Source organism: Protaetiibacter intestinalis (genome assembly GCF_003627075.1).
GTDB lineage: Bacteria > Actinomycetota > Actinomycetes > Actinomycetales > Microbacteriaceae > Homoserinibacter > Homoserinibacter intestinalis.
This window is the reverse complement of the sequence record NZ_CP032630.1, coordinates 999,776-1,025,841: the sequence shown is the minus strand read 5'-3', so window position 1 is coordinate 1,025,841 and position 26,066 is coordinate 999,776. Positions and strand designations below refer to the sequence as shown.

23 protein-coding genes are annotated in these 26,066 nt (G+C 71.4%); 18 read left to right on the top strand and 5 right to left on the bottom strand.

Features of this window, described 5'->3' with window-relative positions:
* Nucleotides 1-8: 8 nt before the first annotated feature.
* From D7I47_RS04960 to D7I47_RS04910, 12 genes are all read left to right on the top strand, one after another.
* The gene (locus D7I47_RS04960) at nt 9-1,310 is read left to right on the top strand and encodes an ABC transporter substrate-binding protein (RefSeq protein WP_227000861.1); all 1,302 of its coding nucleotides are present in this window, start codon (nt 9-11) and stop codon (nt 1,308-1,310) included.
* Nucleotides 1,311-1,450: 140 nt separating this feature from the next.
* Nucleotides 1,451-2,395, top strand: coding sequence for a carbohydrate ABC transporter permease (locus D7I47_RS04955; RefSeq protein ID WP_227000859.1), 945 nt, complete (start codon nt 1,451-1,453; stop codon nt 2,393-2,395).
* Nucleotides 2,388-3,197, top strand: a complete 810-nt coding sequence (locus tag D7I47_RS04950) for a carbohydrate ABC transporter permease (RefSeq protein ID WP_227000857.1) — start codon at nt 2,388-2,390, stop codon at nt 3,195-3,197. The genes D7I47_RS04955 and D7I47_RS04950 overlap by 8 nt, the downstream gene beginning before the upstream one ends.
* Complete coding sequence (locus D7I47_RS04945) at nt 3,194-6,205, top strand: glycoside hydrolase family 2 TIM barrel-domain containing protein (protein WP_120762018.1); 3,012 nt, start codon at nt 3,194-3,196, stop codon at nt 6,203-6,205. The genes D7I47_RS04950 and D7I47_RS04945 overlap by 4 nt, the downstream gene beginning before the upstream one ends.
* 49 nt (nt 6,206-6,254) lie before the next feature.
* On the top strand, nt 6,255-7,223 hold the full coding sequence (locus D7I47_RS04940) for a LacI family DNA-binding transcriptional regulator (RefSeq protein ID WP_264371286.1): 969 nt from the start codon (nt 6,255-6,257) through the stop codon (nt 7,221-7,223).
* 18 nt (nt 7,224-7,241) lie between these two features.
* Nucleotides 7,242-7,751 carry a PH domain-containing protein gene (locus D7I47_RS04935; protein ID WP_227000853.1) on the top strand — a complete coding sequence of 170 codons (510 nt, stop codon included), beginning with the start codon at nt 7,242-7,244 and terminating at the stop codon, nt 7,749-7,751.
* Nucleotides 7,748-9,292: a PH domain-containing protein gene (locus D7I47_RS04930; RefSeq protein WP_120762017.1), complete on the top strand. Its 1,545-nt coding sequence runs from the start codon at nt 7,748-7,750 to the stop codon at nt 9,290-9,292. Before D7I47_RS04935 ends, D7I47_RS04930 begins: the two co-directional genes overlap by 4 nt.
* Nucleotides 9,289-9,966 (top strand): Rossmann-like and DUF2520 domain-containing protein, encoded by a 678-nt coding sequence (locus D7I47_RS04925; protein ID WP_120762016.1) that lies wholly within the window; start codon nt 9,289-9,291, stop codon nt 9,964-9,966. Before D7I47_RS04930 ends, D7I47_RS04925 begins: the two co-directional genes overlap by 4 nt.
* 11 nt (nt 9,967-9,977) lie before the next feature.
* Entirely contained in the window at nt 9,978-10,817 is an 840-nt protein-coding gene (gene panC / locus D7I47_RS04920; protein WP_227000851.1) for a pantoate--beta-alanine ligase, read from the top strand.
* A gap of 8 nt (nt 10,818-10,825) precedes the next feature.
* Nucleotides 10,826-12,325 (top strand): lysine--tRNA ligase, encoded by a 1,500-nt coding sequence (lysS, locus tag D7I47_RS04915; RefSeq protein ID WP_120762014.1) that lies wholly within the window; start codon nt 10,826-10,828, stop codon nt 12,323-12,325.
* Nucleotides 12,326-12,334: 9 nt separating this feature from the next.
* The gene (locus D7I47_RS15185; protein ID WP_264371285.1) at nt 12,335-12,466 is read left to right on the top strand and encodes a hypothetical protein; all 132 of its coding nucleotides are present in this window, start codon (nt 12,335-12,337) and stop codon (nt 12,464-12,466) included.
* 118 nt (nt 12,467-12,584) lie between these two features.
* On the top strand, nt 12,585-12,776 hold the full coding sequence (locus tag D7I47_RS04910) for a hypothetical protein (protein ID WP_120762013.1): 192 nt from the start codon (nt 12,585-12,587) through the stop codon (nt 12,774-12,776).
* A 2-nt stretch (nt 12,777-12,778) separates the two neighbouring features.
* Here the strand turns inward: D7I47_RS04910 and D7I47_RS04905 are convergent, their stop codons facing one another.
* Nucleotides 12,779-13,771 (bottom strand): pirin family protein, encoded by a 993-nt coding sequence (locus tag D7I47_RS04905; RefSeq protein ID WP_120762012.1) that lies wholly within the window; start codon nt 13,769-13,771, stop codon nt 12,779-12,781.
* Nucleotides 13,772-13,874: 103 nt separating this feature from the next.
* Between D7I47_RS04905 and D7I47_RS04900 the strand changes: the two genes are divergently transcribed.
* Both D7I47_RS04900 and D7I47_RS04895 read left to right on the top strand, forming a co-directional pair.
* Nucleotides 13,875-15,458, top strand: coding sequence for a cation:proton antiporter (locus tag D7I47_RS04900; RefSeq protein ID WP_120762011.1), 1,584 nt, complete (start codon nt 13,875-13,877; stop codon nt 15,456-15,458).
* 60 nt (nt 15,459-15,518) lie between these two features.
* Nucleotides 15,519-16,568 carry a hypothetical protein gene (locus D7I47_RS04895; RefSeq protein ID WP_157981638.1) on the top strand — a complete coding sequence of 350 codons (1,050 nt, stop codon included), beginning with the start codon at nt 15,519-15,521 and terminating at the stop codon, nt 16,566-16,568.
* 3 nt (nt 16,569-16,571) lie between these two features.
* On the opposite strand, the gene D7I47_RS04890 is transcribed toward D7I47_RS04895, so the two are convergent.
* Genes D7I47_RS04890 through D7I47_RS04880 form a run of 3 tightly spaced genes read right to left on the bottom strand, consistent with a single transcriptional unit; the run spans nt 16,572 to nt 18,195 of the window.
* Nucleotides 16,572-16,799, bottom strand: a complete 228-nt coding sequence (locus D7I47_RS04890) for a helix-turn-helix domain-containing protein (protein WP_120762009.1) — start codon at nt 16,797-16,799, stop codon at nt 16,572-16,574.
* Nucleotides 16,799-17,584, bottom strand: a complete 786-nt coding sequence (locus tag D7I47_RS04885) for a hypothetical protein (protein ID WP_120762008.1) — start codon at nt 17,582-17,584, stop codon at nt 16,799-16,801. Before D7I47_RS04885 ends, D7I47_RS04890 begins: the two co-directional genes overlap by 1 nt.
* A complete protein-coding gene (locus D7I47_RS04880) occupies nt 17,584-18,195 on the bottom strand; it encodes a hypothetical protein (RefSeq protein WP_120762007.1) in 612 nt (203 codons plus the stop codon). Before D7I47_RS04880 ends, D7I47_RS04885 begins: the two co-directional genes overlap by 1 nt.
* A 172-nt stretch (nt 18,196-18,367) precedes the next feature.
* On the opposite strand from D7I47_RS04880, the gene D7I47_RS04875 reads away from it, so the two are divergent.
* From D7I47_RS04875 to D7I47_RS04860, 4 genes are all read left to right on the top strand, one after another.
* The gene (locus tag D7I47_RS04875) at nt 18,368-20,875 is read left to right on the top strand and encodes an ATP-dependent Clp protease ATP-binding subunit (protein ID WP_120762006.1); all 2,508 of its coding nucleotides are present in this window, start codon (nt 18,368-18,370) and stop codon (nt 20,873-20,875) included.
* A 159-nt stretch (nt 20,876-21,034) separates the two neighbouring features.
* A complete protein-coding gene (locus D7I47_RS04870) occupies nt 21,035-22,282 on the top strand; it encodes a hypothetical protein (RefSeq protein WP_120762005.1) in 1,248 nt (415 codons plus the stop codon).
* Between the two features lie 157 nt (nt 22,283-22,439).
* Nucleotides 22,440-25,022, top strand: coding sequence for a glycosyl hydrolase 53 family protein (locus tag D7I47_RS04865; RefSeq protein WP_120762004.1), 2,583 nt, complete (start codon nt 22,440-22,442; stop codon nt 25,020-25,022).
* Nucleotides 25,023-25,135: 113 nt separating this feature from the next.
* A complete protein-coding gene (locus tag D7I47_RS04860; protein WP_120763810.1) occupies nt 25,136-25,591 on the top strand; it encodes an amino-acid N-acetyltransferase in 456 nt (151 codons plus the stop codon).
* A gap of 12 nt (nt 25,592-25,603) precedes the next feature.
* Here the strand turns inward: D7I47_RS04860 and D7I47_RS04855 are convergent, their stop codons facing one another.
* A complete protein-coding gene (locus D7I47_RS04855) occupies nt 25,604-25,960 on the bottom strand; it encodes a hypothetical protein (protein WP_120762003.1) in 357 nt (118 codons plus the stop codon).
* Nucleotides 25,961-26,066: the final 106 nt, after the last annotated feature.

Sequence of the window (26,066 nt, the reverse complement as noted above, 5' to 3'; positions counted from 1 at the left end):
ACAATGTCTTGAAGCGCACAACGAAGTTCGCCGCAGTCGTCGCGATGACGCTGCCGGTCGCCCTCATCATGAGCGGCTGCTCGAGCGACAACGGCGGCGGCGGAGGAGACTCCGCCGACGACAACACCCTCACCGTCTGGGCCTGGGACCCGGCCTTCAACATCTACGCGATGCAGGAGGCCGAGAAGATCTACCAGCAGGACCACCCCGACTTCAAGCTCGACATCGTCGAGACGCCGTGGGACGACCTGCAGACCAAGCTCACGACCCTCGCGCAGTCGCAGGAGTACGGCGAGCTGCCCGACATCTTCCTCGTGCAGAACAACGCGTTCCAGAAGAACGTCATCAACTACCCCGACCTGTTCAGCGACTTCAGCGACTCGGACGTCGACTTCTCCGAGTTCCCCGACGCGGTGAACGCCTACTCGACCGTCGACGGCGTCAACTACGGGCTGCCGTTCGACTCGGGCACCGCCATCCAGGCGCTGCGCACCGACGTGATCGGCGAGGCCGGCTACACGATCGACGACTTCACCGACATCACGTGGGACACCTTCCTCGCCCAGGCGGAGGACGTGCTCGCCAAGACCGGCAAGCCGCTGCTCTCGGGCCAGGCCGGATCGTCCGACCAGATCATGATGATGCTGCAGTCGGCCGGCGCGAGCCTCTTCGACGCGGACGGCAAGCCGACCATCTCCGGCAACGAGGCGCTCGAGAAGTCGATCGACACCTACATCCAGCTCGTCGACGCGGGCGTCTTCACCGAGGTCAACTCGTGGGACGAGTACGTCGGCAGCTTCGTGAACGGCTCGGTCGCCGGCACCATCAACGGCGTGTGGATCTCCGGATCCATCCAGACCGCGGAAGACCAGTCCGGCAAGTGGGCGGTCACCAACCTGCCCAAGCTCGACGGCGTGTCCGGTGCCACCAACTACTCGGCCAACGGCGGCTCCTCGTGGGCGGTCAGCTCGAACGCCAACGTCGAGCTCGCGCAGGACTTCCTCGCGTCGACCTTCGCCGGCTCCACCGAGCTGTTCGACACGATCCTGCCCTCCTCTGGTGCGGTCGCGAACTGGATCCCCGCCGGTGACAGCGACGTCTACTCGCAGCCGGTGGAGTTCTTCGGCGGCCAGGCGATCTACGCCGACGTCGTGCGGTTCGGCGCCAGCGTGCCGAGCAACAACACGGGCGTGTACTACTACGAGGCCCGGGATGCGGTGAGCGCGGCGATCACGAAGATCATCGGCGGCGCCGACATGAAGACGGCGCTCGACGAGGCGCAGTCCACGGTCGAGTTCGCCATGGGGTAATCCGAGTGGTCCGGTGGGTGGCGGGGCCACCCACCGGACCACCGGTTCCGCCAGAGGACCTTGCGAGATCGGGTGGCTTCGCCGCCCGATAGAGGTCGGCGGGCCGCCCTACTGCCGACGCCACAGAGAAGGAGTGCCACGTGAGTGCGCTGACCGCGACGCCCAAGAGGGCAGAATCCGCGCGGGGTGGGAGCCCCCGCGACCGCAGGCGGCTCGGAACCGACCGCCGCCACAACCTGACCGGCTGGGCGTTCCTGCTGCCGGCCGCGCTGCTCATCGTGCTCGTGAGCTTCCTGCCGATGATCCAGGCGTTCATCCTGTCGCTGCAGACCGGCCGCGGCACGCGCCTCGATTGGGCCGACCCTCTCTGGTACAACTACCAGCGGCTCCTCGGCGACGAGATCTTCAAGCAGACGCTCGGCAACACCTTCATCTACCTGATCATCCAGGTGCCGATCATGCTGGGGCTCGCGCTCGTCCTGGCCAACCTGCTCAACAATCCGCGGCTGCGCGGCCGCACCTTCTGGCGCACCGCCATCTTCCTGCCGTGCGCCGTGTCGCTCGTCGCCTACTCGCTCGTCTTCCGCACGATGTTCGCGACCGACGGCTTCGTCAACGACTTCCTCGGCGTCTTCGGCGTCGCGCCCGTCAACTGGCTCGGCGAGGCCGACACCGCCCGGGCCGTGCTCATCATCGGCCTGCTGTGGCGCTGGACCGGCTTCAACATGATCTTCTTCCTCGCGGGCCTGCAGAACATCGACCGTTCCACGATCGAGGCCGCGCGCATGGACGGCGCCAACAGCTTCCAGGTGTTCTGGCGGGTGACGGTGCCGCAGCTGCGGCCCATCATCCTGCTCACCGCGATCATGTCGACCAACGGCACCCTGCAGCTCTTCGACGAGTCGTGGGCCCTCACGCGCGGCGGCCCCGCCTACGCATCCATGTCGATGTCGCACTACCTCTACGAGGTGTCGTTCCAGCGCAACCCCAACTTCGGCTACGGCGCGGCTCTGTCCTACGTGATCCTGATCCTCGTCGCCGTGCTCGCCTTCATCCAGCTGAGGATCGGTGACAAGCGTGATTAAGAAGCTCCGGGATGTGCCCGGCTACCTCTTCCTCGGGATCTGGACGATCTTCTCCCTGTTCCCGCTGTACTTCATGGTCGTCTCCTCGACGAACACCAGCCAGGACGTGCTGAGCTCGCGCCTGCTGCCGGGCGGCGAGCTGTTCACCAACTTCGCCCACCTGTTCCAGGCGCAGGATGTGCTGCGCGCGATGGGCAGCTCGGCCGCGATCGCGCTCGGCACCACCGTGCTCGCGCTCATCATCTGCTCGATCGCCGGCTACGGCTTCGAGGTGTACCACTCGCGCGGCAAGGACGTGCTCATGGGCGTGCTGCTGCTCGCCATGATGATCCCGTTCGCGGCGACGATGATCCCGCTGTTCCAGGTGTTCGCGAAGCTGGGGCTCGTCAACTCGATCTTCGCCGTCATCATCCCGGCGATCTCGACGCCCCTGCTGATCCTGCTGTTCCGGCAATCCTCGCGCGCCTTCCCGACCGAGATCCTCGAGGCGGCGCGGGTCGACGGCCTCAACGAGTTCTCGATCTACGCGCGCATCTACATCCCCACCATGCGGGCGACCTTCGCGGCGGCGGGCGTCATCACCTTCATGACGGCCTGGAACAACTACCTCTGGCCGCGCGTCATCCTCATCAAGAACGAGGTGCAGACGATGCCGATGCTCATCGTCAACCTGAGCGCGGGTTACGTCACCGACTACGGCGTGCTCATGCTCGCGGTGCTGCTCGCCTCGCTGCCGACGGTGGTCGTGTTCCTGCTGCTGCAGCGCTCCTTCGCCAACGGCATCACGGGGGCGGTCAAGTGAGGCCCGAGCTCGACCGGGTGGCCGATCCGGGCTACGTCTCCGAGAACCGGCTGCCCGCCCACTCCGACCACCGCTGGTTCCGGGATGCCGCCGAGGCGGCATCCGGACGCAGCGTGTTCGAGCAGTCGCTCGGCGGCACGTGGCGGTTCCACTACGCGCCGAACCCCGCGGAGGTCGTGCCCGGCTTCGAGGACCCGGGCTTCGACGTCTCCGGCTGGGACGAGATCCCGGTGCCCGCGCACATCCAGCTGGAGGGCTACGACCGCGCCCAGTACACGAACGTGCAGTACCCCTGGGACGGCTGGGAGCAGCTCGAGCCGGGGCAGGTGCCGACCGGGTTCAACCCGGTGGCCTCCTACCGCCGCGACTTCGCGCTCGAGGCGGCGCCCGCCGAGGGCGAGACCGTGTCGGTCGTCTTCGAGGGCGCCGAGAGCGCCGTCTCGGTGTGGGTCAACGGCCGCTGGATCGGCTACGCGACCGACAGCTTCACCCCCTCCGAGTTCGACATCACCGAGGCCCTCGTGCCCGGCGTGAACGTCATCGCCGCCCAGGTGATCAAGTGGAGCTCCGGGTCGTGGCTCGAGGACCAGGACATGTTCCGCTTCTCGGGGCTGTTCCGCGACGTCGTGCTGCGCCGGCGCCCCGCCGTGCACGCGGAGGACCTCCGGGTGACGACGACGCTCGCCGACGACCTCGCGAGCGCCGAGGTGCGCCTCGAGGTCGCGTTGCAGGGCGAAGGCACCGTGAGCGCGCGCCTCGAGGGCGTCGGCGAGCTGCACGACGCGGGCGACGGCGTGCTCGCCGTGCGCGTCGAGTCGCCACGGCTGTGGAGCCCCGAGTCGCCCGCGCTCTACGAACTGCTCGTCGAGGTGCGGGATGCCGCGGGCACCGTGACCGAGGTCGTGCCGCAGGCGGTCGGCATCCGCCGCTTCGCGATCGAGGACGGCCTCCTGCGGCTGAACGGCCGCCGCGTCGTGTTCCACGGCGTGAACCGGCACGAGTTCGGGCTGCAGGGACGCGTCATGACGCGCGAGCAGACCGAGGCCGACCTGCAGGTGCTCAAGCGCATCAACGTCAACGCGATCCGCACGAGCCACTACCCGAACAACTCCTTCTTCTACGAGCTCGCCGACCGCTACGGCTTCCTCGTGATCGACGAGATGAACCTCGAGACCCACGGCATGTGGGATCGCCTGCGCTACCTCGGCGCCGGCGTCGAGGAGGCGTTCCCCGGCGACCGGCCCGAGTGGAAGCCCGCCCTGCTCGACCGCGCCGCGAACGTGCTCGAGCGCGACAAGAACCACCCGAGCGTCGTGATCTGGTCCTGCGGCAACGAGTCGTACGGCGGCACCGGCATCCGCGACGTCGCCGACTGGTTCCGTGCGAACGACAGCCGCCCCGTGCACTACGAGGGCGTCGACTGGGACCCGCGCCACCCCGACACGACCGACGTGCTGAGCCGGATGTACACGCCGGTGCGCGACATCGAGCCGTACCTCGCCGCGCATCCCGGCAAGCCGTTCATCCTGTGCGAGTACGCGCACGCCATGGGCAACTCCTTCGGCGGCGTGCAGGGCTACCTCGAGCTCGCCTACCGGGAGCCGCGCTTCCAGGGCGGCTTCATCTGGGACTTCTCCGACCAGGCGCTGCCGCTCGTCGACCCGCACGGCCGCGAGTTCCTCGGCTACGGCGGCGACTTCGGCGAGGCGCCGCACGACGGCGACTTCTGCGGCAACGGCATCTTCTTCGCCGACCACAGCCCGAGCCCCAAGGTGCAGGAGGTCGCGAAGCTCTACCAGGGGCTGCAGGTGACGGTCGGGCGCACAGCGTTCACGGTCGAGAACCGGCTGCTCGCGACCGCGAGCTCGGCCTACGCGTGCGTCGTGACGCTCGCGCGCGAGGGCGAGGTGCTCGCGAGCGCGACGGTCGAGACGGATGCGGCACCCGGCGGCTCGGCCGAGTACCCGCTGCCGGTCACGGTGCCCGCGGAGCCCGGCGAGTACGTCGTGCACGTGTCGTTCCGCCTGCGCGAGGGAACCGCGTGGGCGGATGCCGGCCACGAGGTCGCGTGGGGGCAGGGCGTCTTCGGCGCCTGGGCCCCGCCCGCATCCGTCGGCGCCGCGCCCCTGCGACTCGTGCACGGCATCCACAACACGGGCGTGCACGGGGAGCGCTTCCACGCGCTGTTCTCGCGACTGCACGGCGGTCTCGGCTCGTACCGCTTCGGCGACGCCGCCGACGGCGGCCGCGAACTGCTCACCGGGGTGGTGCGCCCCAACTTCTGGCACGCGCCCACCTCCAACGAGCGCGGCTGGGGCGGCCCCGCCGAGGACGGCGCCTGGCTCATCGCGAGCCGGTACCTGCGGGTGAGCCCCGACTCGCGCGACCCCGAGGTGACGCAGCTCGACGACGGCTCGGTGCGCGTCGTGTACCGCTACCCGCTGCCCGTGCAGCCGGCGACGGTGTGCGAGCTCGCGTACCGGGTGGACGCCGCGGGGCGCGTCGAGGTGACCCAGACGATGGAGCTCTCCGACGCACTGCCCGAGCTGCCCGAGTTCGGCGTGCTGCTCGGCACGCGCCCCGAGCTCGACCGCTGGCGCTGGTACGGCGACGGACCCGAGGAGTGCTACGTCGACCGCCGCGAGGGGGCGCGCCTCGGCGTGCACGAGGTGCCGGTCGCCGAGGCGCTCACCCCGTACCTGAACCCGCAGGAGGCGGGCAGCCGCACGGGGGTGCGCTGGGCGGAGGTCACCGACGCGCGCGGCACCGGTCTGCGACTGGATGCCGAGGGCGGCATGGAGTTCTCGGCGCTGCCGTGGACGCCCGACGAGATCGAGGCGGCGCGGCATCCGAACGAGCTCCCCCCGAGCGTGCGCACGGTGCTGCGCCCGGCGCTCATGCGGCGGGGTGTCGGTGGTGACGACTCCTGGGGTGCGCGTACACTGCCCGAGTACCGGCTGCCGCGGACGGGCACCCTCCGCTTCCGGTTCGGATTCACGGGGGTCTGACATGGAGACGCGGCGTCCTTCGATGCGGGACGTCGCCCGGGTCTCGGGGATGTCCCTGCAGACGGTGTCGCGCGTGGCCAACGGCGAACCCAACGTCAACGATGCGACGCGGGATCGCGTGCTGACCGTCATGCGGGAGCTCGGCTACCGGCCGAACCTCGCCGCCCGGGCGATGCGCCGCGGCAGCTACAAGACGATCGGCATCGTCTACCAGGGCCTGCACGCGGTGGGCACCCGGCGCACCGTCGAGGCGGTGTCCGAGTACGCGGCCCTGAACGGCTACGCGACGACCCTCATGCCGATCGCCGCCGCGACCGGCCTCGCCACGAGCGGCGCGTTCACGCGCCTCGAGGAGATGGCGGTCGATGTGATCGTGTCGATCCTCACCTCGCAGCTCGAGTTCGACACCCCGATGCAGGTGCCGCCCGGCATGCACGCGATCCTCATCGGCCCGCAGTCGAACCCCGACGTCTCGGCGATGGACTCCGACCAGATCGGCGGCAGCGAGGCCGCCGTCTCCCACCTGCTCGAGGCGGGCCACCACACGGTGCACCACATCGCGGGTGCTCCCGGCTCGTTCTTCGCCGCCCGCCGCCAGGAGACCTGGGAGCGGATGCTGCGCGAGCGCGGGCGCCCCGTGCCCGAGCCCCTGCAGGGCGACTGGTCGGCCCACTCCGGCTACCTCGCGATGCGCCGGCTCATCGAGACGACGCCGCGCGAGGAGCTGCCCACCGCGATCTTCTCGGCGAACGACCAGATGGCGCTCGGCGCCTACCGCGCCCTCGGCGAGGAGGGCCTGCGCATCCCCGAGGACGTCTCGGTGGTCGGCTTCGACGACATCGAGGAGGCGGTCGACTTCAGTCCGCCGCTCACCACGATCGCGCAGGACTGGGACCTGCTCGGCCGCGAGGTGCTGCGGGTGGCGAGCGAATCGCTCGACGGCGCCCCGCCGCAGCGCGTGCTGCTGCCGACGCGGCTCGTGGTGCGCGAGTCGGTCGCGGCCCCGCGCCCGCGCTGACCCGGGTAGCGTGAGGGCGTGACCGACGACGCCCCCGCCCCATCCGGACGACTCGACCCCGTGCCGGGCGACTGGCGGCGGGTGTCGCCCAAGTACCTCGTCGTGGACCTCGTGGGCACCTTCGTCACGGGCGTGCTGTTCACGGCCGCCTCGAGCCTGCCGGCCTGGCTGCTCGGCTGGGGCGCGTGGTGGTGGGCCGCGCCCATCGCGGTCGGCGTCTTCGGCATCGTCATGCTCGCCCTCACCCCGCGCCGGGTGCGCGCGATCGGCTACCGGCTGCGCGAGGACGACCTGCTGTTCCGCACGGGCATCATGTTCCAGCGCTTCGTCGCCGTGCCGTTCGGGCGGATGCAGCTCGTCGACATCAACCGCGGACCGCTCGCCCGGGCGGTCGGACTCGCCGAGCTCAAGCTCGTGACGGCGGCCGCGGCATCCGGGGTCACCATCCCGGGTCTGCCGTTCGCCGAGGCCGAGGAGCTGCGCGACCACCTCGTGGCGGTCGCCGAGACGCGTCGGGCGGGGCTGTGACGCAGCTCGCCGACGGCGAATGGCACCGCCTGCATCCGGCGACCCCGCTGCTGCGCGGCGGGATCGTGTTCATCGCGATCCTCGGCGCCGTCATCGCGAACCTGCGCGAGCGGATCTTCGAGCTGCTGGTACCCGGATTCGACTGCCCCGAGGAGTTCTGCACCGAGGACCCGATCACGATCATCCTCGAGCGCTACCTCGTGATCGGGCTGCTCGTGACGCTCGGGGTGCTGCTGCTCATCATCGCCCTGTTCTGGCTGTCGTGGCGTATGCACACCTTCCGCGTCACCGACGAGCTCGTCGAGGTGCGCTCGGGGGTCGTGTTCCGCTCGCACCGGCAGGCGCGGCTCGACCGCATCCAGGGCATCAACATCGCGCGCCCGCTGTTCGCGCGCATCTTCGGCGCGGCCCGGCTCGAGATCAGCGCGGCGGGGGCCGACGCCAACATGCAGCTCGCCTACCTCGGCGGCGCGAACGCCGACGGGCTGCGGGTCGAGATCCTGCAGCGCGCCTCCGGCATCCAGGAGGCCAAGCGCGCCGCGGCGGCGGGGGATGCGGCGGGCGAGGCGGTCGGCGAGGCCGGCGCACCCGCGCTCGCCGAGGTGGCCCGGGCGCGCATCGCCGAGTTCACCGCGCCCGAGCTCGACCCCTCGATCGCCCCGCCCGAGTCGGTCGTGAAGATGAGCGCCGGGCGGCTCGTCGGCTCGACGATGCTGAGCGCCATGACGTTCATCATGCTCGCGATCGCCGTGGCCTTCATCGTCGTGATCCCGCGCACCGACGCGGGCCCGTACCTGATCTTCGCGCTCCTCCCGATCGTGTTCGGCTACGGCTCGTTCCTCGTGAACCGCGTCGTCAAGTCGTTGCGCTACTCGATCGCCGCGACCCCGCACGGGGTGCGCGTCGGCTTCGGGCTGCTCTCCACGAGCAACGAGACCCTGCCGCCGGGCCGCATCCACGCCGTGCAGATCACGCAGGAGCTGCTCTGGCGCCCCTTCGACTGGTGGACCGTGCGCATCAACCTCGCCTCGCACTCGAGCGCGAGCGGTGCTGCCGGCCAGCAGAGCACCACGATCCTGCCGATCGGCTCGCGCGCCGACGTGCTGCGCGTGCTCGAGCTCGTGCTGCCGGAGCTCGTCGGCGACGGCACCCGCGAGCTCATCGAGGGCGGCCTCGCGAAGGCGCGACCGGACGACGGCTTCACGACCTCGCCCCGCCGCGGCGCCCTGCTGCGCTGGTTCTCGTGGCGGCGCAACGGCTTCCTGCTGCATCCGGATGCCGTGATCCTGCGCCGCGGAGCGATCTGGCGCTCGCTCACCGTCGTGCCGACCGCGCGCACCCAGAGCGTCGCGGCGCACCAGGGGCCGCTCGAGCGCGCCCTGCGGCTGGCCAAGGTGCGCGTGCACACGGTGACGGGGCCGGTCGGCGCCTCGATCGGGGCGCTCGACGTCGCCGACGCGGCGGAACTGTTCCGCGAGGTGTCGGCGGCGGGCGTCGTGGCGATCCGCGCCGACCGCAGCCACCGCTGGGGCACCGCGTGACGAGCCGCGACGGGCGCCTCGGCGTCGGGGTGATCGGCGGCGGCCGGGTGGGGCCCGTGCTGGGCGCCGCGCTCGGCGGAGCCGGCCACGCGATCGTCGGCGTCGCCACGGTCTCCGACGGGGGGCGCGACCGCGTCGACGCGCTGCTGCCCGGCGTGCCCGTGCTCACCGTCCCCGAGCTCGTCGAGCGCAGCGAGCTCGTGCTGCTCGCCGTGCCCGACGAAGAGCTCCCGGACCTCGTGGCCGGGCTCGCCGCCGTCGGCGCGTGGCAGCCGGGCCAGCTCGTCGTGCACACCGCGCCCGGCCACGGCACGGCCGTGCTGCAGCCCGCGCTCGCCGCGGGCGCCATCCCGCTCGCCATCCACCCGGCGATGGCGTTCACCGGCACGAGCATCGACCTCGCACGCCTGCAGGAGTGCTGGTGCGCTGTCACCGCGCCCGCGCCCGTGCTGCCGATCGCCCAGGCGCTCGTCGTGGAGCTCGGCGCCGAACCGGTCGTCGTGGCGGAGGCCGACCGCGCCGCGTACGGTGCCGTGATCGCCTCGGCGCGCTCCTTCGCGGCGGATGCCGTGGCCGGCTTCGTGCGCGAGCTGCGGGAGGCGGGCGTCGACGAGCCGACCCGCCTGCTCGGCCCCCTCATCCGCTCGGCCGTCGAGAACGCGCTCGCGCAGTAGCCTTGTCAACCGTGACCCAGCCCGCCGTCGTGACCACGATCGCCGAGTTGCGCACCCTGCTCGACGGGCGGCGCACGGCGCTCGTGCCGACGATGGGCGCCCTGCACGCGGGGCACCTCGCGCTCGTCGACGAGGCCGCATCCCTCGCCGACACGGTCGTCGTGTCGATCTTCGTGAACCCCCTGCAGTTCGGTCCCGAGGAGGACCTCGAACGCTACCCGCGCGACCTCGAGGCCGACCTCGCCGCGCTCGAGGGCCACGGCGTCGCGTACGTGTTCGCGCCCGACGTCGCCGAGATGTACCCGGACGGCAAGCCCCGCATCACGGTGCGCGGCGGCACCGTCGGCGAGCTCTACGAGGGCCGCAGCCGGCCCGGGCACTTCGACGGGATGCTGACCGTCGTCGCGAAACTGCTCGGCATCGTGCGCCCCGCGTTCGCGCTCTTCGGGCAGAAGGACGCCCAGCAGCTCTGGCTCGTGCAGCGCATGGTCAAGGACCTCGACATCGCGACGAGGATCGTGCCCGTCGAGACGGTGCGCGAGGCGGACGGCCTCGCCCTCTCGAGTCGCAACCGCTACCTCTCGGCCGAGGAGCGCCGGGCCGCCCCCGTGCTGCACCGCGCGCTCGAGGCGGCGGCATCCGCGGGCGACCGGGGCATCGACGCCGTCATCGCGGCCGCCCAGTCGGTGCTCATGGGGGAGGAGCTCGTGGCGGTCGACTACCTTAAAGTGGTCGACCCGCGCACCTTCCAGTCGGTGCCCGACGACTACCGCGGCCCCGCGCGCGTGCTCATCGCCGCGCAGGTCGGGCCCGCCCGCCTCATCGACAACGACGACCTCTACCTGAACTGAGCACCCCCGTGACCGAGCAGAACACCCCCCTCGAACTGACCGGCGAGGAGATCGCCGAGCAGAAGGCCGTGCGGCTCGCCAAGCGCGAGCGCCTCCTCGCCGAGGGCGACGAGGCCTACCCGGTTCGACTGCCGATCACCGCCACCATCCCCGAGCTGCGCGCGCGGTACGGCGAGCTCGAGGCGGATGCCGCCACGGGCGTCGAGGTCGGGGTCGCCGGCCGCGTCGTGCACCTGCGCAACACCGGCAAGCTCTGCTTCGCGGCGCTGCAGTCGGGCGACGGCTCCCGCATCCAGGCCATGGTGTCGCTCGCCGAGGTGGGCGAGGAGTCCCTGCAGCGCTGGAAGGAGCTCGTCGACCTCGGCGACCACCTGTTCGTGCGCGGCGAGGTGATCTCGTCCCGCCGCGGCGAGCTCTCGATCCTGGCCAAGGAGTGGAGGATCGCGGCGAAGGCGATCCTCCCGCTGCCGAACCTGCACTCGGAGCTCTCCGAGGAGACCCGGGTGCGTCAGCGCTACCTCGACCTCATCGTGCGCGAGCAGGCGCGGAACACCGTCGTCGCGCGTGCGAAGGCGGTCGCGTCGCTGCGGGCCACCTTCGCCTCCCACGACTTCCTCGAGGTCGAGACGCCCATGCTGCAGACGATGCACGGAGGAGCCGCGGCGCGCCCCTTCGTCACGCACTCGAACGCCTTCGACACCGAGCTGTTCCTGCGCATCGCGCCCGAGCTGTTCCTCAAGCGCGCCGCCGTCGGCGGCATCGACCGCGTCTTCGAGATCAACCGCAACTTCCGCAACGAGGGGGCCGACTCCACCCACAGCCCCGAGTTCGCGATGCTCGAGGCGTACCAGGCCTACGGCGACTACCACACGATCGCCGACCTCACCCAGGAGCTCATCCAGAACGCGGCCGTGGCGGTATCCGGATCGCACGTCGTCACCTGGGCGGACGGCACCGAGTTCGACCTCGGCGGCGACTGGGCCCGCCTGTCGATGTACGAGTCGCTCTCGGAGCGGAGCGGCATCCGCATCACCCCCGAGACCCCGCTCGCCGAGCTCGCCGCGCTCGCCGCCCGCGAGGGCGTCGAGGTGAAGCTGCCCACCCACGGCAAGTACGTCGAGGAGCTGTGGGAGCACTTCGTGAAGGGCGAGCTCGAGCACCCCACCTTCGTCATGGACTTCCCCGTCGACACCTCGCCGCTCGTGCGCGACAAGCCGGGCGCCCCCGGCATCGTCGAGAAGTGGGACCTCTACGTGCGCGGCTTCGAGCTCGCCACCGGCTACTCCGAACTCGTCGACCCCGTCATCCAGCGCGAGCGCTTCATCGAGCAGGCGAAGCTCGCCGACCGCGGCGACGACGAGGCCATGCGCCTCGACGAGGAGTTCCTGCGGGCGATGGAGCACGGCATGCCGCCCATGGGCGGCATGGGCATGGGCATCGACCGACTGCTCATGGCGATCACCGGCCTCGGCATCCGCGAGACGATCCTCTTCCCCCTCGTGAAGTAGGTTCGAGACATGCCCGACCGTCTGCCCGGGGAGGAACCCCCCAAGATCTCCACGAACCGCATCATCCTGTGGATCGTGGTGGCGGGCGTGGGGCTCTACCTGATCATCACGGGCATCGTCGGGATCGTCGCGAAGGGCTGAGCATGGATCGTCGCACCTCGCGGCTCGTCATGTACGGCGGACTCGTCCTCATCCTCGTGATCGTCGTGCTCGTCGTCGTGCTCAGCCCGCGCTGAGCCCGGGAACGTAGGATTCGGGCATGCCCACCGACTTCTGGGGAAACGCGATCTTCTCCCTCGTCCCCACCATCGCGCTGGGTCTCGTGTTCTGGTTCATCCTCCGCGCGATCATCCGCGCCGACCGCACCGAGCGGAAGGTCTACGCCGACATGGAGGCGCAGGAGCGCGCCCGCCGCGCGGCCGCGAAGGGGTCCGGCGCCGACGAGGGCTGAACTCAGCCGGATGCGGACTCGCGGGGGCGCAGACGCACGTTCGGGAGCTCGGGGGCCGGGAGGGGCGGGCCGTCGTAGCCCGCGACGCGGCCGAAGCGGCCGGCGGGGTCGGCATCCGCGATCACCTCGTGCTGCCACGCGCCGCGGAACGCCACGATCTCGTCGTGGCTGCGGCCCACGAAGTTCCACCACATGACGATCGGCTCCTCGAGCGGGGTGCCGCCGATGACGAGCACCCGCAGCGGGCCGTCGAACGTCTCGATGCGCAGCGCATCCGTGCCCGTGCCGACGACCCCGAGGTGGTGGGCGGGCACCGTCGTGCCGTTCAGCCGCGCGGGCTCGTGGTCGACGACGAGGCCGTACTCGAAGCCCGGGTCGGCGGGCAGCACGACGGATGCCCCGGCCGGCAGCGCGAGTTCGGCCGCGACGAGCGGGGTGTAGGCGGTGACGGGCGAGGTGATGCCGAGCCACGAGCCCACGAACACCCGCAGCGTGCCCTCGCCGACCGTCGCGAGCTCGGCCACGTGGTGCTCGAAGAACGGGGCGACCCCGCGTGAGGCGTCGGGCAGCGCCGTCCACAGCTGCACGCCGTGCAGGGTGGCCGCCGCCGTCGTCGACACCTCGGAGTGCTGGATGCCGCGCCCGGCCGTCATGAGGTTCACGGCGCCCGGGTCGATGAGCTGGTGCGCGCCCGTGGAGTCGCGGTGCTCGATCTGGCCCTCGTAGAGCCAGCTCACCGTCTGCAGCCCGGTGTGCGGATGCGGGGGCGTGTCCATGACGCCGGCGCGCGGGGCCGGGGTGGGGCCGTAGGAGTCGACGAAGCACCAGGCGCCGACGAGCGAGCGCCTGCGCTGCGGCAGGGTGCGGCGCACCATGAGCGCGCGCGGTCCGCCGAGCGGCACCTCCCGCGGCTCGAGCACCTCGACGGTGCCCGCATCCGCCTCCGGGTCCACGACGCAGACGAGCTCCTGCGGATCCCGCTCGAGGTTGCTCATGCCGAGACCCTACGCCCCCGCCCTGACCGGTCGGTTTCTGGCCCCAAACCATCGGTTTGGGGCCAGAAACCGACCACTCAGCGCAGATAGGGTGGGGGACGAGATGGAATTCGTCGTGCTGCTCATCGCCCTGATGTTCGGCACGGTGCTGCTCGCGGGGATCGGCGAGCGCATCCGGCTCCCGTATCCGGTGCTCGTGCTCATCGCCGCCGCGGCCGCCGCCTGGCTGCCGTTCATGCCCGAGCTGCACATCGAACCGGACCTGATCCTGCCGCTGTTCCTGCCGCCGCTGCTGTTCGCGGTCGCGCAGCGCAGCTCGTGGGGCGTGTTCCGGCTGCGGTGGAAGACGCTCGTGCTCATGGCGGTGCTGCTCGTCGCCCTCACCGCCCTCGCCGTCGCGGGTGTCGCCTGGTACCTCATGCCGGTGCTGTCGTTCCCGGCCGCCATCGCGCTCGGCGCGATCGTCGCCCCGCCCGACCCGGTCGCGGTGGAGGCGGTGGCCGGCAAGGTGCGGATGCCGCGCCGGCTCATGACGATGCTGCAGACCGAGGGCCTCTTCAACGACGCGATGGCCATCGTCATCTTCCAGACCGCGGTGTCGGCGGCGCTCTCCGGCGGCGAGGTCGGCTGGAGCCTCGTGCCGGCGTTCCTCGCGGGTGCGGCGGGCGCCGTCATCCTCGGCTTCCTCATGGCGTGGCTCGTCGGTGCGATCAACCACATCGTGCCGAACCGGGTCGCCCGCACCGCCATCACCCTGGTCGGTCCGTACGCGGTGTTCATGCTCGCCGAGCAGCTGCACTTCTCGGGCGTCGTCGCGGTCGTCGTGACCGCCGTCGAGCTCGTGCGCCGCGACCGCCCGCAGGACTCGCAGGAGCGGCTCACCCGCGCCTCCTTCTGGGAGGTGGTCGAGCTGATCACGACGGGTGTCGCGTTCGGTCTCGTCGGCATCGAGATGCGCTACGTCATCGAGGACGAGGGCGCGAACCTGTTCGGCTGGATCCCGGCGATCCTCGCCATCTGCGTCGTGGTCGTGCTCGTGCGGCTGCTGTGGGTCGGGGCGCTGCTCGGCGGCGGCAGGCGCGTCGAGGGCGTGGCCGACGTCCGCCGGTCGAGCGCGACGTCGCGGCTCAAGGACATCGTGCTCGTCACCTGGTGCGGGATGCGCGGCCTCGCGACCCTCGCGCTCGCACTCGCGCTCCCGACCGCGGTGCCGGGCCGCAACTTCATGCTCGCGACGGCCTGCGCGGTGCTCTTCGTGACCCTCGTCATCCCGGGGCTCACGCTTCCGGCCCTCATGCGCATCCTGAAGCCGGAGGACGACCACGTGCTCGTCGAGAGCGAGGAGCGTCAGATCGCCCTGCGCGCCGAGCGGGCGGCGGCGACCGCCATCCAGTCCTCGGCCCACATCGCCGAGCTCGACCCCGAGCTCGTCGAGCGGGCCCGCCGCCGCATCAGCGGCCTGCATTCGCTGCTCGAGCACGACGACGACGTCGTCGACGAGACGTACGAGGCGAAGCAGCGCGCCCAGGTGCATGCGATCGAGGCGATGCTGCGGGAGGCGCTCGCTGCGGCGCGGCGCGAGGTGCTGAGCATGCGCGCCGAGCGCGGCGTCGACCCGGAGGCCGTCAACGCGGTGCTGCGGCGCCTCGATCTGCGCACCGTCTCGCTCGACGGCCAGCAGCACTGAGCCCGCGGGCGCCCGAACGGGGGCGTTCCCGTCGGCGGCGTCCTCGGTAGCGTCGCAGGGGTGAGGATGCGTCGAGGACGGGTCGCGGGGGCCCTCGCGGCGGTCGCCGCGCTCGGTCTGCTGCTGACCGGGTGCGGCTTCGTCGACCAGTATCGGCAGGCGGTCGACGACCTCAGCCACGGCCAGGAGCTGCTCGACCGGATGGACTCGCTCGTGTCGGGTGTGCGCGAGCTCGACGGCGTGGAGGACGCGAGCGCGGACTCGCGGCTGGGCTTCGCACCGTACTCGGCCGACCTCACGGTGCGGATGGACGCGGACGCCTCGGTCGGGCAGTGGCGCGCCGTCGCCGACACGATCATGACGGCGGCGACCGGCGACCTCGACGAGGTCGAGCTCGCGGTCGTGCAGCGGTCGGAGGTGCTCCACGTCGACTACCCCGCGGACGCGGATGCCGCGCCCGCGCCCGACGTGGAGCTCGCGGCTCGCCTGGGGGAGGCGATCGGGCCCGGCCTCCAGTTCAGCCTCATCCGCGCCGCGCCCGCGTGGTCGCGGGTGGTCGGCGCGATCGACCGCGGGGACACCGCCACGACGCGCGCCTTCGTCGCGAACGCGACCGCCGTGCGCGCGGCCCTCGACGCGGCGCCCGAGCGCGGGACGCAGTGGCTGCTGCCGGGGCTCAGCTTCACCGACGGCCTGCCGCCCGACGCCGTGCTCGCCCTCGTCGGCGACACGTCGATCCCGCTGCCGCCCAACGCGCTCCCGGGCGACGAGACGGTTCCCGAGATGCCGGACGAATCGGTCTGGTTCGGGTACCACCATTCCGAGGCCGACGACACCGTCGTGATCGGCCTCCTCCTGACGGTGGCGGATGCGCCTCAGGATGCGGCCCACTGGCGCGAGTTCGCCGCGCTCGTGCGCGAGGCATCCGCCGCCGTCGACGGGGTGCTCGTCGTGAATGTGATGGGGCGGGACGGCGGCGGGGTCGTCACCCGCACCGACTGCACCGACGGCACGCCCACCTCCGGCCCCGACGACGCCGAGCTGGCCTCCGCCCTCGCCGACGCGGGCATCCCCCGCGCCGGCTTCATCCCCGGCTACTGCACCCCGTGACGGTCAGCGCAGACTGAGCAGGTCGCCGGGCTGGCAGTCGAGGGCGTCGCAGATCGCGGTCAGGGTCGAGAAGCGGATGGCGCGGGCCCGGTCGTTCTTGAGCACCGAGAGGTTCACGAGGCTCACCCCCACCAGCTCCGACAGCCGTGTCAGCGTCATCCCCCGCTCCTCGAGCAGCTCGTCGAGCCGGCAGTGGATGCGGCCCTCGTCGTCGGGTTCGGCCGGCGCCATCAGACGAGCCCCTCGAGCTCCCGCTCCGCCACGGCGGCGCGTTCGGCCAGCACGGCCCCGGCGTGGAACGCCACTCCGACCGCCGCGAGGGCGAAGCCGATGAACAGCGGCCAGGAGTCGAAGTCGAGGCGGAGGGACGCCGCATCCGGCCATCCGAAGTCGGTGAGCGAGTCGGGCGACAGCGGCCCGCTGTAGTTCCAGCCCCACACCTGCAGCACCTCCCGGCTCGCGAGCCAGCCGCCGAGCTGGCCGGCGAGGCTGCCGAGCCCGCCCCCGATGAACACCGCCAGTGCGGCGACGAGGAACGCGCGCGGCACGTCGCGGCGGAACGGCTGTCCCGCGCGGATCGCGGCGGCGAGCCGCGCGACGACGTGGGCGAGCACGACCGTCATGCCGGCCATGAACAGGATGCCGAGCGCGAGGGTGACGCGGGTGCCGAGGGTGAGACCCGTGACCTCGGCGGTCATCCGGTCGAGCCCGCCGGAGACGATCGTCGCGGTCGGGCCGTCGGTGAAGACGACGCCGTCGGGGGAGGCGTCGAGCGGCAGCGGCTCGACGGGGATCGTCACGGTGACCGTGTCCGAGAACAGCACCTGCAGGGTCGCCACGACCCAGAGGATGCCGACGGCGACGGCGATGAGGCGGGCGCCGATCCGGATCACCGGCAGCAGTCGGGTCGCGACCGCGGGGCGGAACGCGAGCGACACGAGGACGATGCCGCCGACGACGACGAGCAGCGCGACGAGCGCCACGATCCACAGCACGGGGGAGAACGCGTTCGACATCAGACGAGGCCCTCCGTCTCGCGCTGCAGCCGCGTGCCGGTGCGGAACACGTAGGCGAGCGCCATGACGCCGAAACCGACCACGAAGGGCGTCGGGGTGAAGAGGAAGCCCGGCATGACGATGTCGCCGAGCGTCGGTTCGAGGTCGGTCGCGGCCATCATCTGCCCGAGCCCGCCGATGCCCTGCGAGAGGATGCCGCCGAGGGCGAGCGAGAATCCGGCCACGAGGGCGGCGGCCTGCACCGTGCGGTGGAACGGCCGGCGCTGCGCGACCCGCCACAGCACGTAGGCGAAGCTCGCGGTGACGAGCGCGATCGTGAGCGCCTCGAAGAAGTCGCCGGCCGCGAGCGCCCAGACGGTGCCGGGGGCGAGGCCGTCCGCGTTCACGACGATGCTGTCGCCGTGCACCTGCACGATGCCCGGACCGCCGTCGACGGGCACGTCGGCGAGCAGGCTCACGGGGTAGCGCGCGGGGTCGAGGATGCGGAAGACGGCCGTGACGAAGCCGAGACCGGCGATGAAGCCGCCGCCGAGTGCGCCGATGGCGAGGATGAGCCAGATCGCGACGCGGTCCACGCGGCTCACCTCCGCCGGTGCCGAGGTGGTCTCCATGGCGGAGCTCCCTTCTTATCGAATGTCGTTAAGTTATCGACAAACGATAAGTCGCGCAAGACCCTCTCCCGAGCGATGCGCCCACGGCGAACAGGGGCATGCGGCACGCGGGGTGCTCGTTACCCTCGATGTATCGCCGCGGTACCCGCATCCGCGGTGTGAGGAGATCGAGATGTTCGAGCGCTTTACCGACCGAGCCCGCCGGGTGGTCGTCCTCGCCCAGGAAGAGGCGAAGATGCTCAACCACAACTACATCGGCACCGAGCACATCCTGCTCGGCCTCATCCACGAGGGTGAGGGCGTCGCCGCGAAGGCGCTCGAGTCGCTGGGCATCTCGCTGGATGCCGTGCGCGAGCAGGTGCAGGACATCATCGGCCAGGGTCAGCAGCAGCCGACCGGCCACATCCCCTTCACCCCGCGCGCCAAGAAGGTGCTCGAGCTGAGCCTGCGCGAGGCGCTGCAGCTCGGCCACAGCTACATCGGCACCGAGCACATCCTGCTCGGCCTCATCCGCGAGGGCGAGGGCGTCGCGGCCCAGGTGCTCGTGAAGCTCGGCGCCGACCTCAACCGCGTGCGCCAGCAGGTCATCCAGCTGCTGTCCGGATACCAGGGCAAGGAGCAGGTCGCCACCGGTGCGCAGGAGGCGAGCCCCGACAAGGGCAGCCAGATCCTCGACCAGTTCGGCCGCAACCTCACCCAGGCCGCCCGCGAGGGCAAGCTCGACCCCGTCATCGGGCGCGAGAAGGAGATGGAGCGGGTCATGCAGATCCTCTCCCGCCGCTCCAAGAACAACCCCGTGCTGATCGGCGAGCCCGGCGTCGGCAAGACCGCCGTCGTCGAGGGCCTCGCCCAGGCGATCGTGCGCGGCGAGGTGCCCGAGACCCTGCGCGACAAGCAGCTCTACACGCTCGACCTCGGCAGCCTGATCGCCGGCTCGCGCTACCGCGGCGACTTCGAGGAGCGCCTCAAGAAGGTCACCAAGGAGATCCGCACGCGCGGCGACATCATCACCTTCATCGACGAGATCCACACCCTCGTCGGCGCGGGTGCCGCCGAGGGCGCGATCGACGCGGCCAACATCCTGAAGCCGCTGCTCGCCCGCGGCGAGCTGCAGACCATCGGCGCGACGACGCTCGACGAGTACCGCAAGCACTTCGAGAAGGATGCCGCGCTCGAGCGCCGCTTCCAGCCGGTGCAGGTGGCCGAGCCCTCGCTGCCCATGACGATCAACATCCTCAAGGGCCTGCGCGACAAGTACGAGGCCTTCCACAAGGTGTCGATCACGGACGGCGCGATCGTCGCCGCCGCGAACCTCGCCGACCGCTACGTGCAGGACCGCTTCCTGCCCGACAAGGCCATCGACCTGATCGACGAGGCGGGCGCGCGTCTGCGCCTCAGCATCCTCTCGGCCCCGCCCGAGCTGCGCGAGTTCGACGAGCGCATCGCCGCGGTGCGCGCCGAGAAGGAGGGCGCCATCGAGGACCAGGACTTCGAGCTCGCCGCCCTCAAGCGCGACGAGGAGAAGAAGCTGCTCGGCGAGCGCCTGCGCCTCGAGAAGCAGTGGCGTTCGGGCGACGTGGCCGCATCCGGCACCGTCGACGAGGGCGTCATCGCGGAGGTGCTCGCGGCCGCCACCGGCATCCCGGTGTTCAAGCTCACCGAGGAGGAGTCGGCTCGGCTCATCTTCATGGAGCAGGCCCTGCACCAGCGGGTCATCGGTCAGGAGGAGGCCATCTCGGTGCTCGCCAAGACCATCCGTCGCACGCGCGCCGGCCTCAAGGACCCGAAGCGCCCCTCGGGGTCGTTCATCTTCGCCGGCCCGACGGGCGTCGGCAAGACCGAGCTCGCCAAGGCGCTCGCGGAGTTCCTGTTCGACGACGAGGGTGCCCTGATCTCGCTCGACATGAGCGAGTACGGCGAGAAGCACACCGTGTCGCGGCTGTTCGGCGCCCCTCCCGGCTTCGTCGGCTTCGAGGAGGGCGGCCAGCTCACCGAGAAGGTGCGCCGCAAGCCGTTCAGCGTGGTGCTCTTCGACGAGATCGAGAAGGCGCACCCCGACATCTTCAACTCGCTGCTGCAGATCCTCGAGGAGGGTCGTCTGACGGATGGTCAGGGTCGCGTCGTCGACTTCAAGAACACCGTCATCATCATGACGACCAACCTCGGCACGAAGGACATCACGGGTGGCCCGGTCGGCTTCACGATCGAGGGCAACGCCGAGAACTCGTACCGGGCGATGCGGGCGAAGGTGGTCGAGGAGCTCAAGAAGCACTTCAAGCCGGAGTTCCTGAACCGCGTCGACGAGACGATCGTGTTCCCGCAGCTCTCGCAGGACGAGCTGCGTCAGATCGTCGAGCTGTTCGTCAAGCGCCTCTCGGAGCGTCTGCTCGACCGCGACATGACGATCGAGATCACGGATGCCGCGAAGGTCCGCCTGATCGAGCTCGGCTGGGAGCCGACCCTCGGCGCCCGGCCGCTGCGCCGCGCGGTGCAGCACGAGATCGAGGACAGGCTCTCCGAGGAGATCCTGCACGGCCGCCTCGACGCGGGCGATCACGTGCACGTCGACCTGGTCGACGGGGAGTTCGTCTTCACGACGGGTCGCCAGCCGGGCCGCGAGCTGCCGGCGGGCGTCGGTGCCGCATCCGGCGTGATCGAGGCGGACGAGCCGACCGACTGAGCGGACACGGAAGCGCACACGGGGCGGGAGCGGTGCTCCCGCCCCGTCGCCGTTGCGCGGGATAAGCGCATCCCCCCATTCCTCCCGGGTCCCGCGACCCCTACGCTGGACGCGCCCGAAATCGCGCTCGCGCGCGACGCCCACCCGAACGGAGCTGCCATGCGCCTGCGTCCTTCCCTCGCGCTCGCCGTCGGCGGCGCGGCCGTCCTGACCCTCGTGGTCGCACAGCCCGCGTTCGCGGCCACTCGCACCTGGACGCAGGCGGGCGACTCCTGGTGGTCGACGGCCACCTGGACGGGCGGGGTGCCGATCGCGGGCGATGACGTGACCTTCGACGGCGGTCCGCGCTCGACCTACGACCTCGGCGACCTCGGCTTCGGCTGGTTCCTGTTCCCGACGACGCACGAGGTCGCGAACGGCGGCGGGGCGATCACCCTGAGCGGCGGCATCGAGGTGTCCGGCGGGTCGACCGCCCGCATCGAGCCTCAGCTGACGTCGGTCGGATCGCAGGCCTGGTTCGTCGAGTCGGGTTCGACGCTGCAGCTGCCCTCGGCGGTCGGCAGCGATCCCAGCACCTTCCTGCGGCTGACCGTGGACGGCACGATGACCGTCGAGGCGGCCGGCAACCTCGACGCGGGCGGCACCGGCTGCATCGAGAAGCAGGGCACGGGCGTGCTGCAGCTGCTCGGAGGCGGTGGCGGGGTTGGCACGTGCGCCGGCCAGCCGCGGGGGCTGCTCGTGGCGGCGGGTGAGCTCGCCGTCGTCGGCACCCCGAACCTGGGCGGCAAGGACTTCGCGGTGACGGGCGGCACCTTCACCGGCGGCACCGCCTCCGGTGCGGCCGTCGTGCACGAGCTCAACCTCGTGGGCACCGGCGTGGTGAGCCCCGGCCCCTCGTCGGGCGCGGGGATCGGCATGGTCGAGCTGTGGGGGACGTCGACGTGGACGGGCGGCACGTTCCAGGTCGACTGGGATGCGCCGACGAACGACTCCGACTACGTCTACGGGAGCGGCCAGGCGATCACGGTCGGCGCGACCCGGCTCGACGTGCGTCTCGCCGGAACGCCGACCCCCGGACAGTTCGTGCGCATCCTCGGGTCCGACGTCTCGTTCACCGGCCAGTTCGCGGCCCCCGACGGCACCGCGCTCGCCGACGGCGACGAGTTCACCTCCAACGGGCAGGTGTACTCGGTCGAGTACATCGCGGAGGGCGGCGCGTCGGGTGTGCTGCTGCACTGGCTGCGGGCCGCCCCGGTGGTCGTCCCGCCGGCGGAGCCCGCGCCTTCCGAGACGCTCGCCGACTCCGGTGCGCCGCAGCTGTGGCCGCTCGGTGCCGTCGCGGTCGCGCTGGGGGCTGCCGGCGCAGCCCTGGTCGGGTACCGCCGCCGCACGCGCCGCACCTCCTGAGCGGGATCTCGCAGATGGGGTGAGCGACCTCGTCGCCGCCGTCCTCGTGCCCGCACGTTGACGCGCCGGACTGTGACCGGTTACAGTCGCCTCGTGGCTGGGACCGGTCACAGCACCCGAGGCGGTCAGAGGCGACCGCGCAGAGAGGCACACAGCAGTGCACGCACACAGCATCCGCACCGGACTGGGGATCGGCGCGGTCACCGCCGTCGCGCTCGCCCTGGTCGGCATCCCGAGCGCCATCGCGGCCGCCGACGGGCCGGTCGAGGCCGGCATCTTCGTCGACAGGATCGACGGGCTCGGGGACGACTTCATCAACGGGGTCGACGTCTCGAGCATCCTGTCGGAGGAGGAGAGCGGGGTCGTCTACTACGACACCGAGGGCCACCAGGCCGACCTCTTCGATGTGCTCGAGGACGCCGACATCAACTACGTGCGCGTGCGCGTGTGGGACGACCCCTACGACGCCGAGGGCAACGGCTACGGCGGCGGCACCACCGACCTCGCCCGCGCCGTCGAGATCGGCGAACGCGCCACCGCGCACGGCATGCGGGTGCTCGTCGACTTCCACTACTCCGACTTCTGGGCCGACCCCGCCAAGCAGCACGTGCCGAAGGCCTGGGAGGGCTACACGACCGAACAGCTCGTGACCGCGCTCGGCGCGTACACCGAGGCGAGCCTCGACGCATTCGCGGATGCGGGCGTCGACGTCGGCATGGTGCAGATCGGCAACGAGACCAACAACACGATCGCGGGCGTCGCCGACTGGGACGGCAAGGCCGCCATGTTCAGCGCGGGCAGCGCCGCCGTGCGCGAGGTGTTCCCCGACGCGCTCGTGGCCCTGCACTTCACCAACCCCGAGACGCCCAACCGCTACACGGGCTACGCCGCCCAGCTCGCCGCGCACGACGTCGACTACGACGTGTTCGCGAGCTCGTACTACAACTTCTGGCACGGCAGCCCCGAGAACCTCACCTCGGTGCTGAGCACGATCGCCGACAGCTACGACAAGAAGGTCATGGTCGCCGAGACCTCGTACGTGTACACCTTCGACGACGGCGACGGATGGCAGAACTCGGTCAACGCCGGGAACTTCAGCGGCGACTACCCGGCCACCGTGCAGGGGCAGGCCGACCTCATCCACGACGTCATGGCGGCCGTCGCCGCCGTCGGCGACGCGGGCCTCGGCGTCTTCTACTGGGAGCCCGCGTGGATCCCGGTCGGCACGCCCGACCAGCTCGCCGCCAACCAGCAGAAGTGGGAGCAGTACGGCTCCGGATGGGCCTCGAGCTACGCGGGAAGCTACGACCCCGTCGATGCGGGCGTCTACTACGGCGGCTCCTCGTGGGACAACCAGGCGCTGTTCGACTTCACGGGTCACCCGCTCGAGTCGCTGCAGACCTTCCGCTACGCCCGCACGGGTGCCGTCACCGAGCGCGTCGCGACCTCGATCGAGACGGTCGCCCTCACCGTCTACGACGGCTCGCCGATCGCGCTCCCCGCGACGATCGAGGTCGGCTACAACGACGGCTCGACCGAGCATCCGGCGGTCGCGTGGAGCGACGCGGTCGACTGGATCCGCGGACCGGGCGTCTACTCGATCCCCGGCACGATCGCCTCCGGCGAGGCCATCACGGCGACCGTCACGGTGCTGCAGGCGAACTACGTCGTGAACCACGGCTTCGAGGACGCCGACACGAGCATGTGGTCGCTCGCCACGAACCCGAGCGGTGCCGCGAGCATCACGACGACGTCGAACACGAACGAGGGCACGAAGGCGCTCGACTTCTGGGCCGCGTCCGCGTTCACGATCCAGCTGCAGCAGACGGTGACGGGCGTGCCCGCGGGCGAGTACACGCTGCAGGCGACCGCGCAGGGCGGCGCGCTCGGCGACAGCGACACGCTCACCCTGTGGGCGTACACGGACGACGACTCCGCCGACACCTGGATGTGGCTCTACGGCTGGCGCGACTACCGCACCTTCACGACGCCCCCGCTCACGGTGGGCGACGACGGCACGGTCACGGTCGGCGCCTACATCTCCGCGACCGGCGGGGCCTGGGGCACGCTCGACGACCTGCGGCTCGTGCGGTACATCCCGGATGCCGCGCTCGACACGGGCGCGCTCGAGGAGCTGCTCGACGAGGCCGACGGCGTCGACCGCGCGCTCTACACGGAGGGCTCGCTCGGCGGGCTCGACGACGCGGTCGCGAGCGCGCAGGTGGTGCTCGCCGGCAGCGGAGACCAGGACGACGTGGACGCCGTGGTCGCTCTGCTGCGGGCCGCGCTCGACGGTCTCGCGCTCGCGCCGAGCGGGGAGCCCTCGGGGGAGCCGAGTGGCGAGCCCTCGGAGGGGCCCGTCGACGCGCCGGTCATCACCCTCGGTGCCGGCACCGTGACCCCCGGTGGCACGCTGCACGTCACCGTCTCGGGGCTCGAGGAGGGCAGCATCGAGATCGGCGTCGCGAGCACCTACCGCGCTCTCGCCACGGCATCCGTCGTCGCCGGGACGGCCTCGGCCACCGTGACCATCCCGGCCGACCTCGAGGCGGGCCTGCACCACATCCAGGTGCGCGACGGCTCGGGAGCGCTGCTCGCCGAGGCGGAGCTGCGGGTGCTCGCCCTGGGCGACACCGGCGCCGACGAGACGGTCATCCGGGTGCTCGCGGCACTCGGTGCCGTGCTCGTGCTCGGCGGTGCGGCGGCCTTCGCCTGGGGACGCCGACGCGCGGCGGCCTGAGAGCTCGCGGCCGCGGGGAGAGGCGTCCCGCGGCCGCGAGCCCGGCTCGCTAGGGTGAGCGGGTGAGCAGTGGATTCCGGGTGCGCCGCGCGCGCACCGCCGACGTCCGGGGCATGCTCGGGCTCATCGAGCCGTACGTCGAGCGACGCATCCTGCTCGGCAAGGAACGGGTGACCCTGTTCGAGGACATCCAGGAGTTCCGGGTCGCGGAGACCGCGGGCGGCGAGCTCATCGGCTGCGGTGCGCTGCACGTCATCTGGGAGGACCTCGGCGAGATCCGCACGATCGCGGTGGCCGGCGCGTGGCTCAAGCACGGCGTGGGACACGCCATCCTCGAGCAGCTCGAACAGGACGCGCGCGAGCTGGGGCTCAGCCGCCTGTTCTGCCTGACCTTCGAGACCGAGTTCTTCGGCGGGCACGGCTTCGAGCCGATCGGCGAGCGGGTGGTCGACCCCGAGGTCTACGCGGAGCTCGTACGCTCACCCGACGACGGCGTGGCCGAGTTCCTCGACCTCGCCCGCGTCAAGCAGAACACCCTCGGCAACACCCGGATGCTGAAGCAGCTGTAGGGCGCGGCCGGCTCAGGAGTTGCCGGAGCCCGAGCCGTCGCCCGGCTGGGGCATGTCGCCGTTGCCCGGGCCCTGGCCGTCGCCGAAGTCCGGCATCTGCCCGTCGTTCGGGAAGCCGCCGCCCGGGAACTGCCCGTTGCCGAAGCCGGGGCGCTGCGCGTTGGCGATCGCCCATCCGCTCACGCCGCCGACGCCGAGGCCCAGCACGAGGGCGACGATCGCGGTGATCGCGAGGGTGAGGGTCTTCCAGCGTCGGGCGGGCTTCGCCGGCTCGGCGGATGCGGGGGCGGATGCCGTCTCGTCGACGGCGGGGGTCTCGGCCGGCGCCTCGGTGGGCGTCTCGGCCGCGGGGGCCGTGGAGTCTGTCATGCCGTCGAGGATGCGGGGCCGGGTTGGGCGAACTCACGGCGCACCCTAAGAATCCGCCGAGAGTCCCGCCCATCCGGCACACGCCGTGCACGCGCACCGCCTCCGC

Excerpts from the sequence above, each read along its gene's own strand:
- D7I47_RS04940 (WP_264371286.1), top strand. The coding sequence starts at position 6,255 with ATGTCCCTGCAGACGGTGTCGCGCGTGGCCAACGGCGAACCCAACGTC.
- D7I47_RS15185 (WP_264371285.1), top strand. The coding sequence starts at position 12,335 with ATGCCCGACCGTCTGCCCGGGGAGGAACCCCCCAAGATCTCCACGAAC.
- D7I47_RS04910 (WP_120762013.1), top strand. The coding sequence starts at position 12,585 with ATGCCCACCGACTTCTGGGGAAACGCGATCTTCTCCCTCGTCCCCACC.
- D7I47_RS04905 (WP_120762012.1), bottom strand. The coding sequence starts at position 13,771 with ATGAGCAACCTCGAGCGGGATCCGCAGGAGCTCGTCTGCGTCGTGGAC.
- D7I47_RS04900 (WP_120762011.1), top strand. The coding sequence starts at position 13,875 with ATGGAATTCGTCGTGCTGCTCATCGCCCTGATGTTCGGCACGGTGCTG.
- D7I47_RS04890 (WP_120762009.1), bottom strand. The coding sequence starts at position 16,799 with ATGGCGCCGGCCGAACCCGACGACGAGGGCCGCATCCACTGCCGGCTC.
- D7I47_RS04885 (WP_120762008.1), bottom strand. The coding sequence starts at position 17,584 with ATGTCGAACGCGTTCTCCCCCGTGCTGTGGATCGTGGCGCTCGTCGCG.
- D7I47_RS04880 (WP_120762007.1), bottom strand. The coding sequence starts at position 18,195 with ATGGAGACCACCTCGGCACCGGCGGAGGTGAGCCGCGTGGACCGCGTC.
- D7I47_RS04875 (WP_120762006.1), top strand. The coding sequence starts at position 18,368 with ATGTTCGAGCGCTTTACCGACCGAGCCCGCCGGGTGGTCGTCCTCGCC.
- D7I47_RS04870 (WP_120762005.1), top strand. The coding sequence starts at position 21,035 with ATGCGCCTGCGTCCTTCCCTCGCGCTCGCCGTCGGCGGCGCGGCCGTC.
- D7I47_RS04860 (WP_120763810.1), top strand. The coding sequence starts at position 25,136 with ATGCTCGGGCTCATCGAGCCGTACGTCGAGCGACGCATCCTGCTCGGC.
- D7I47_RS04855 (WP_120762003.1), bottom strand. The coding sequence starts at position 25,960 with ATGACAGACTCCACGGCCCCCGCGGCCGAGACGCCCACCGAGGCGCCG.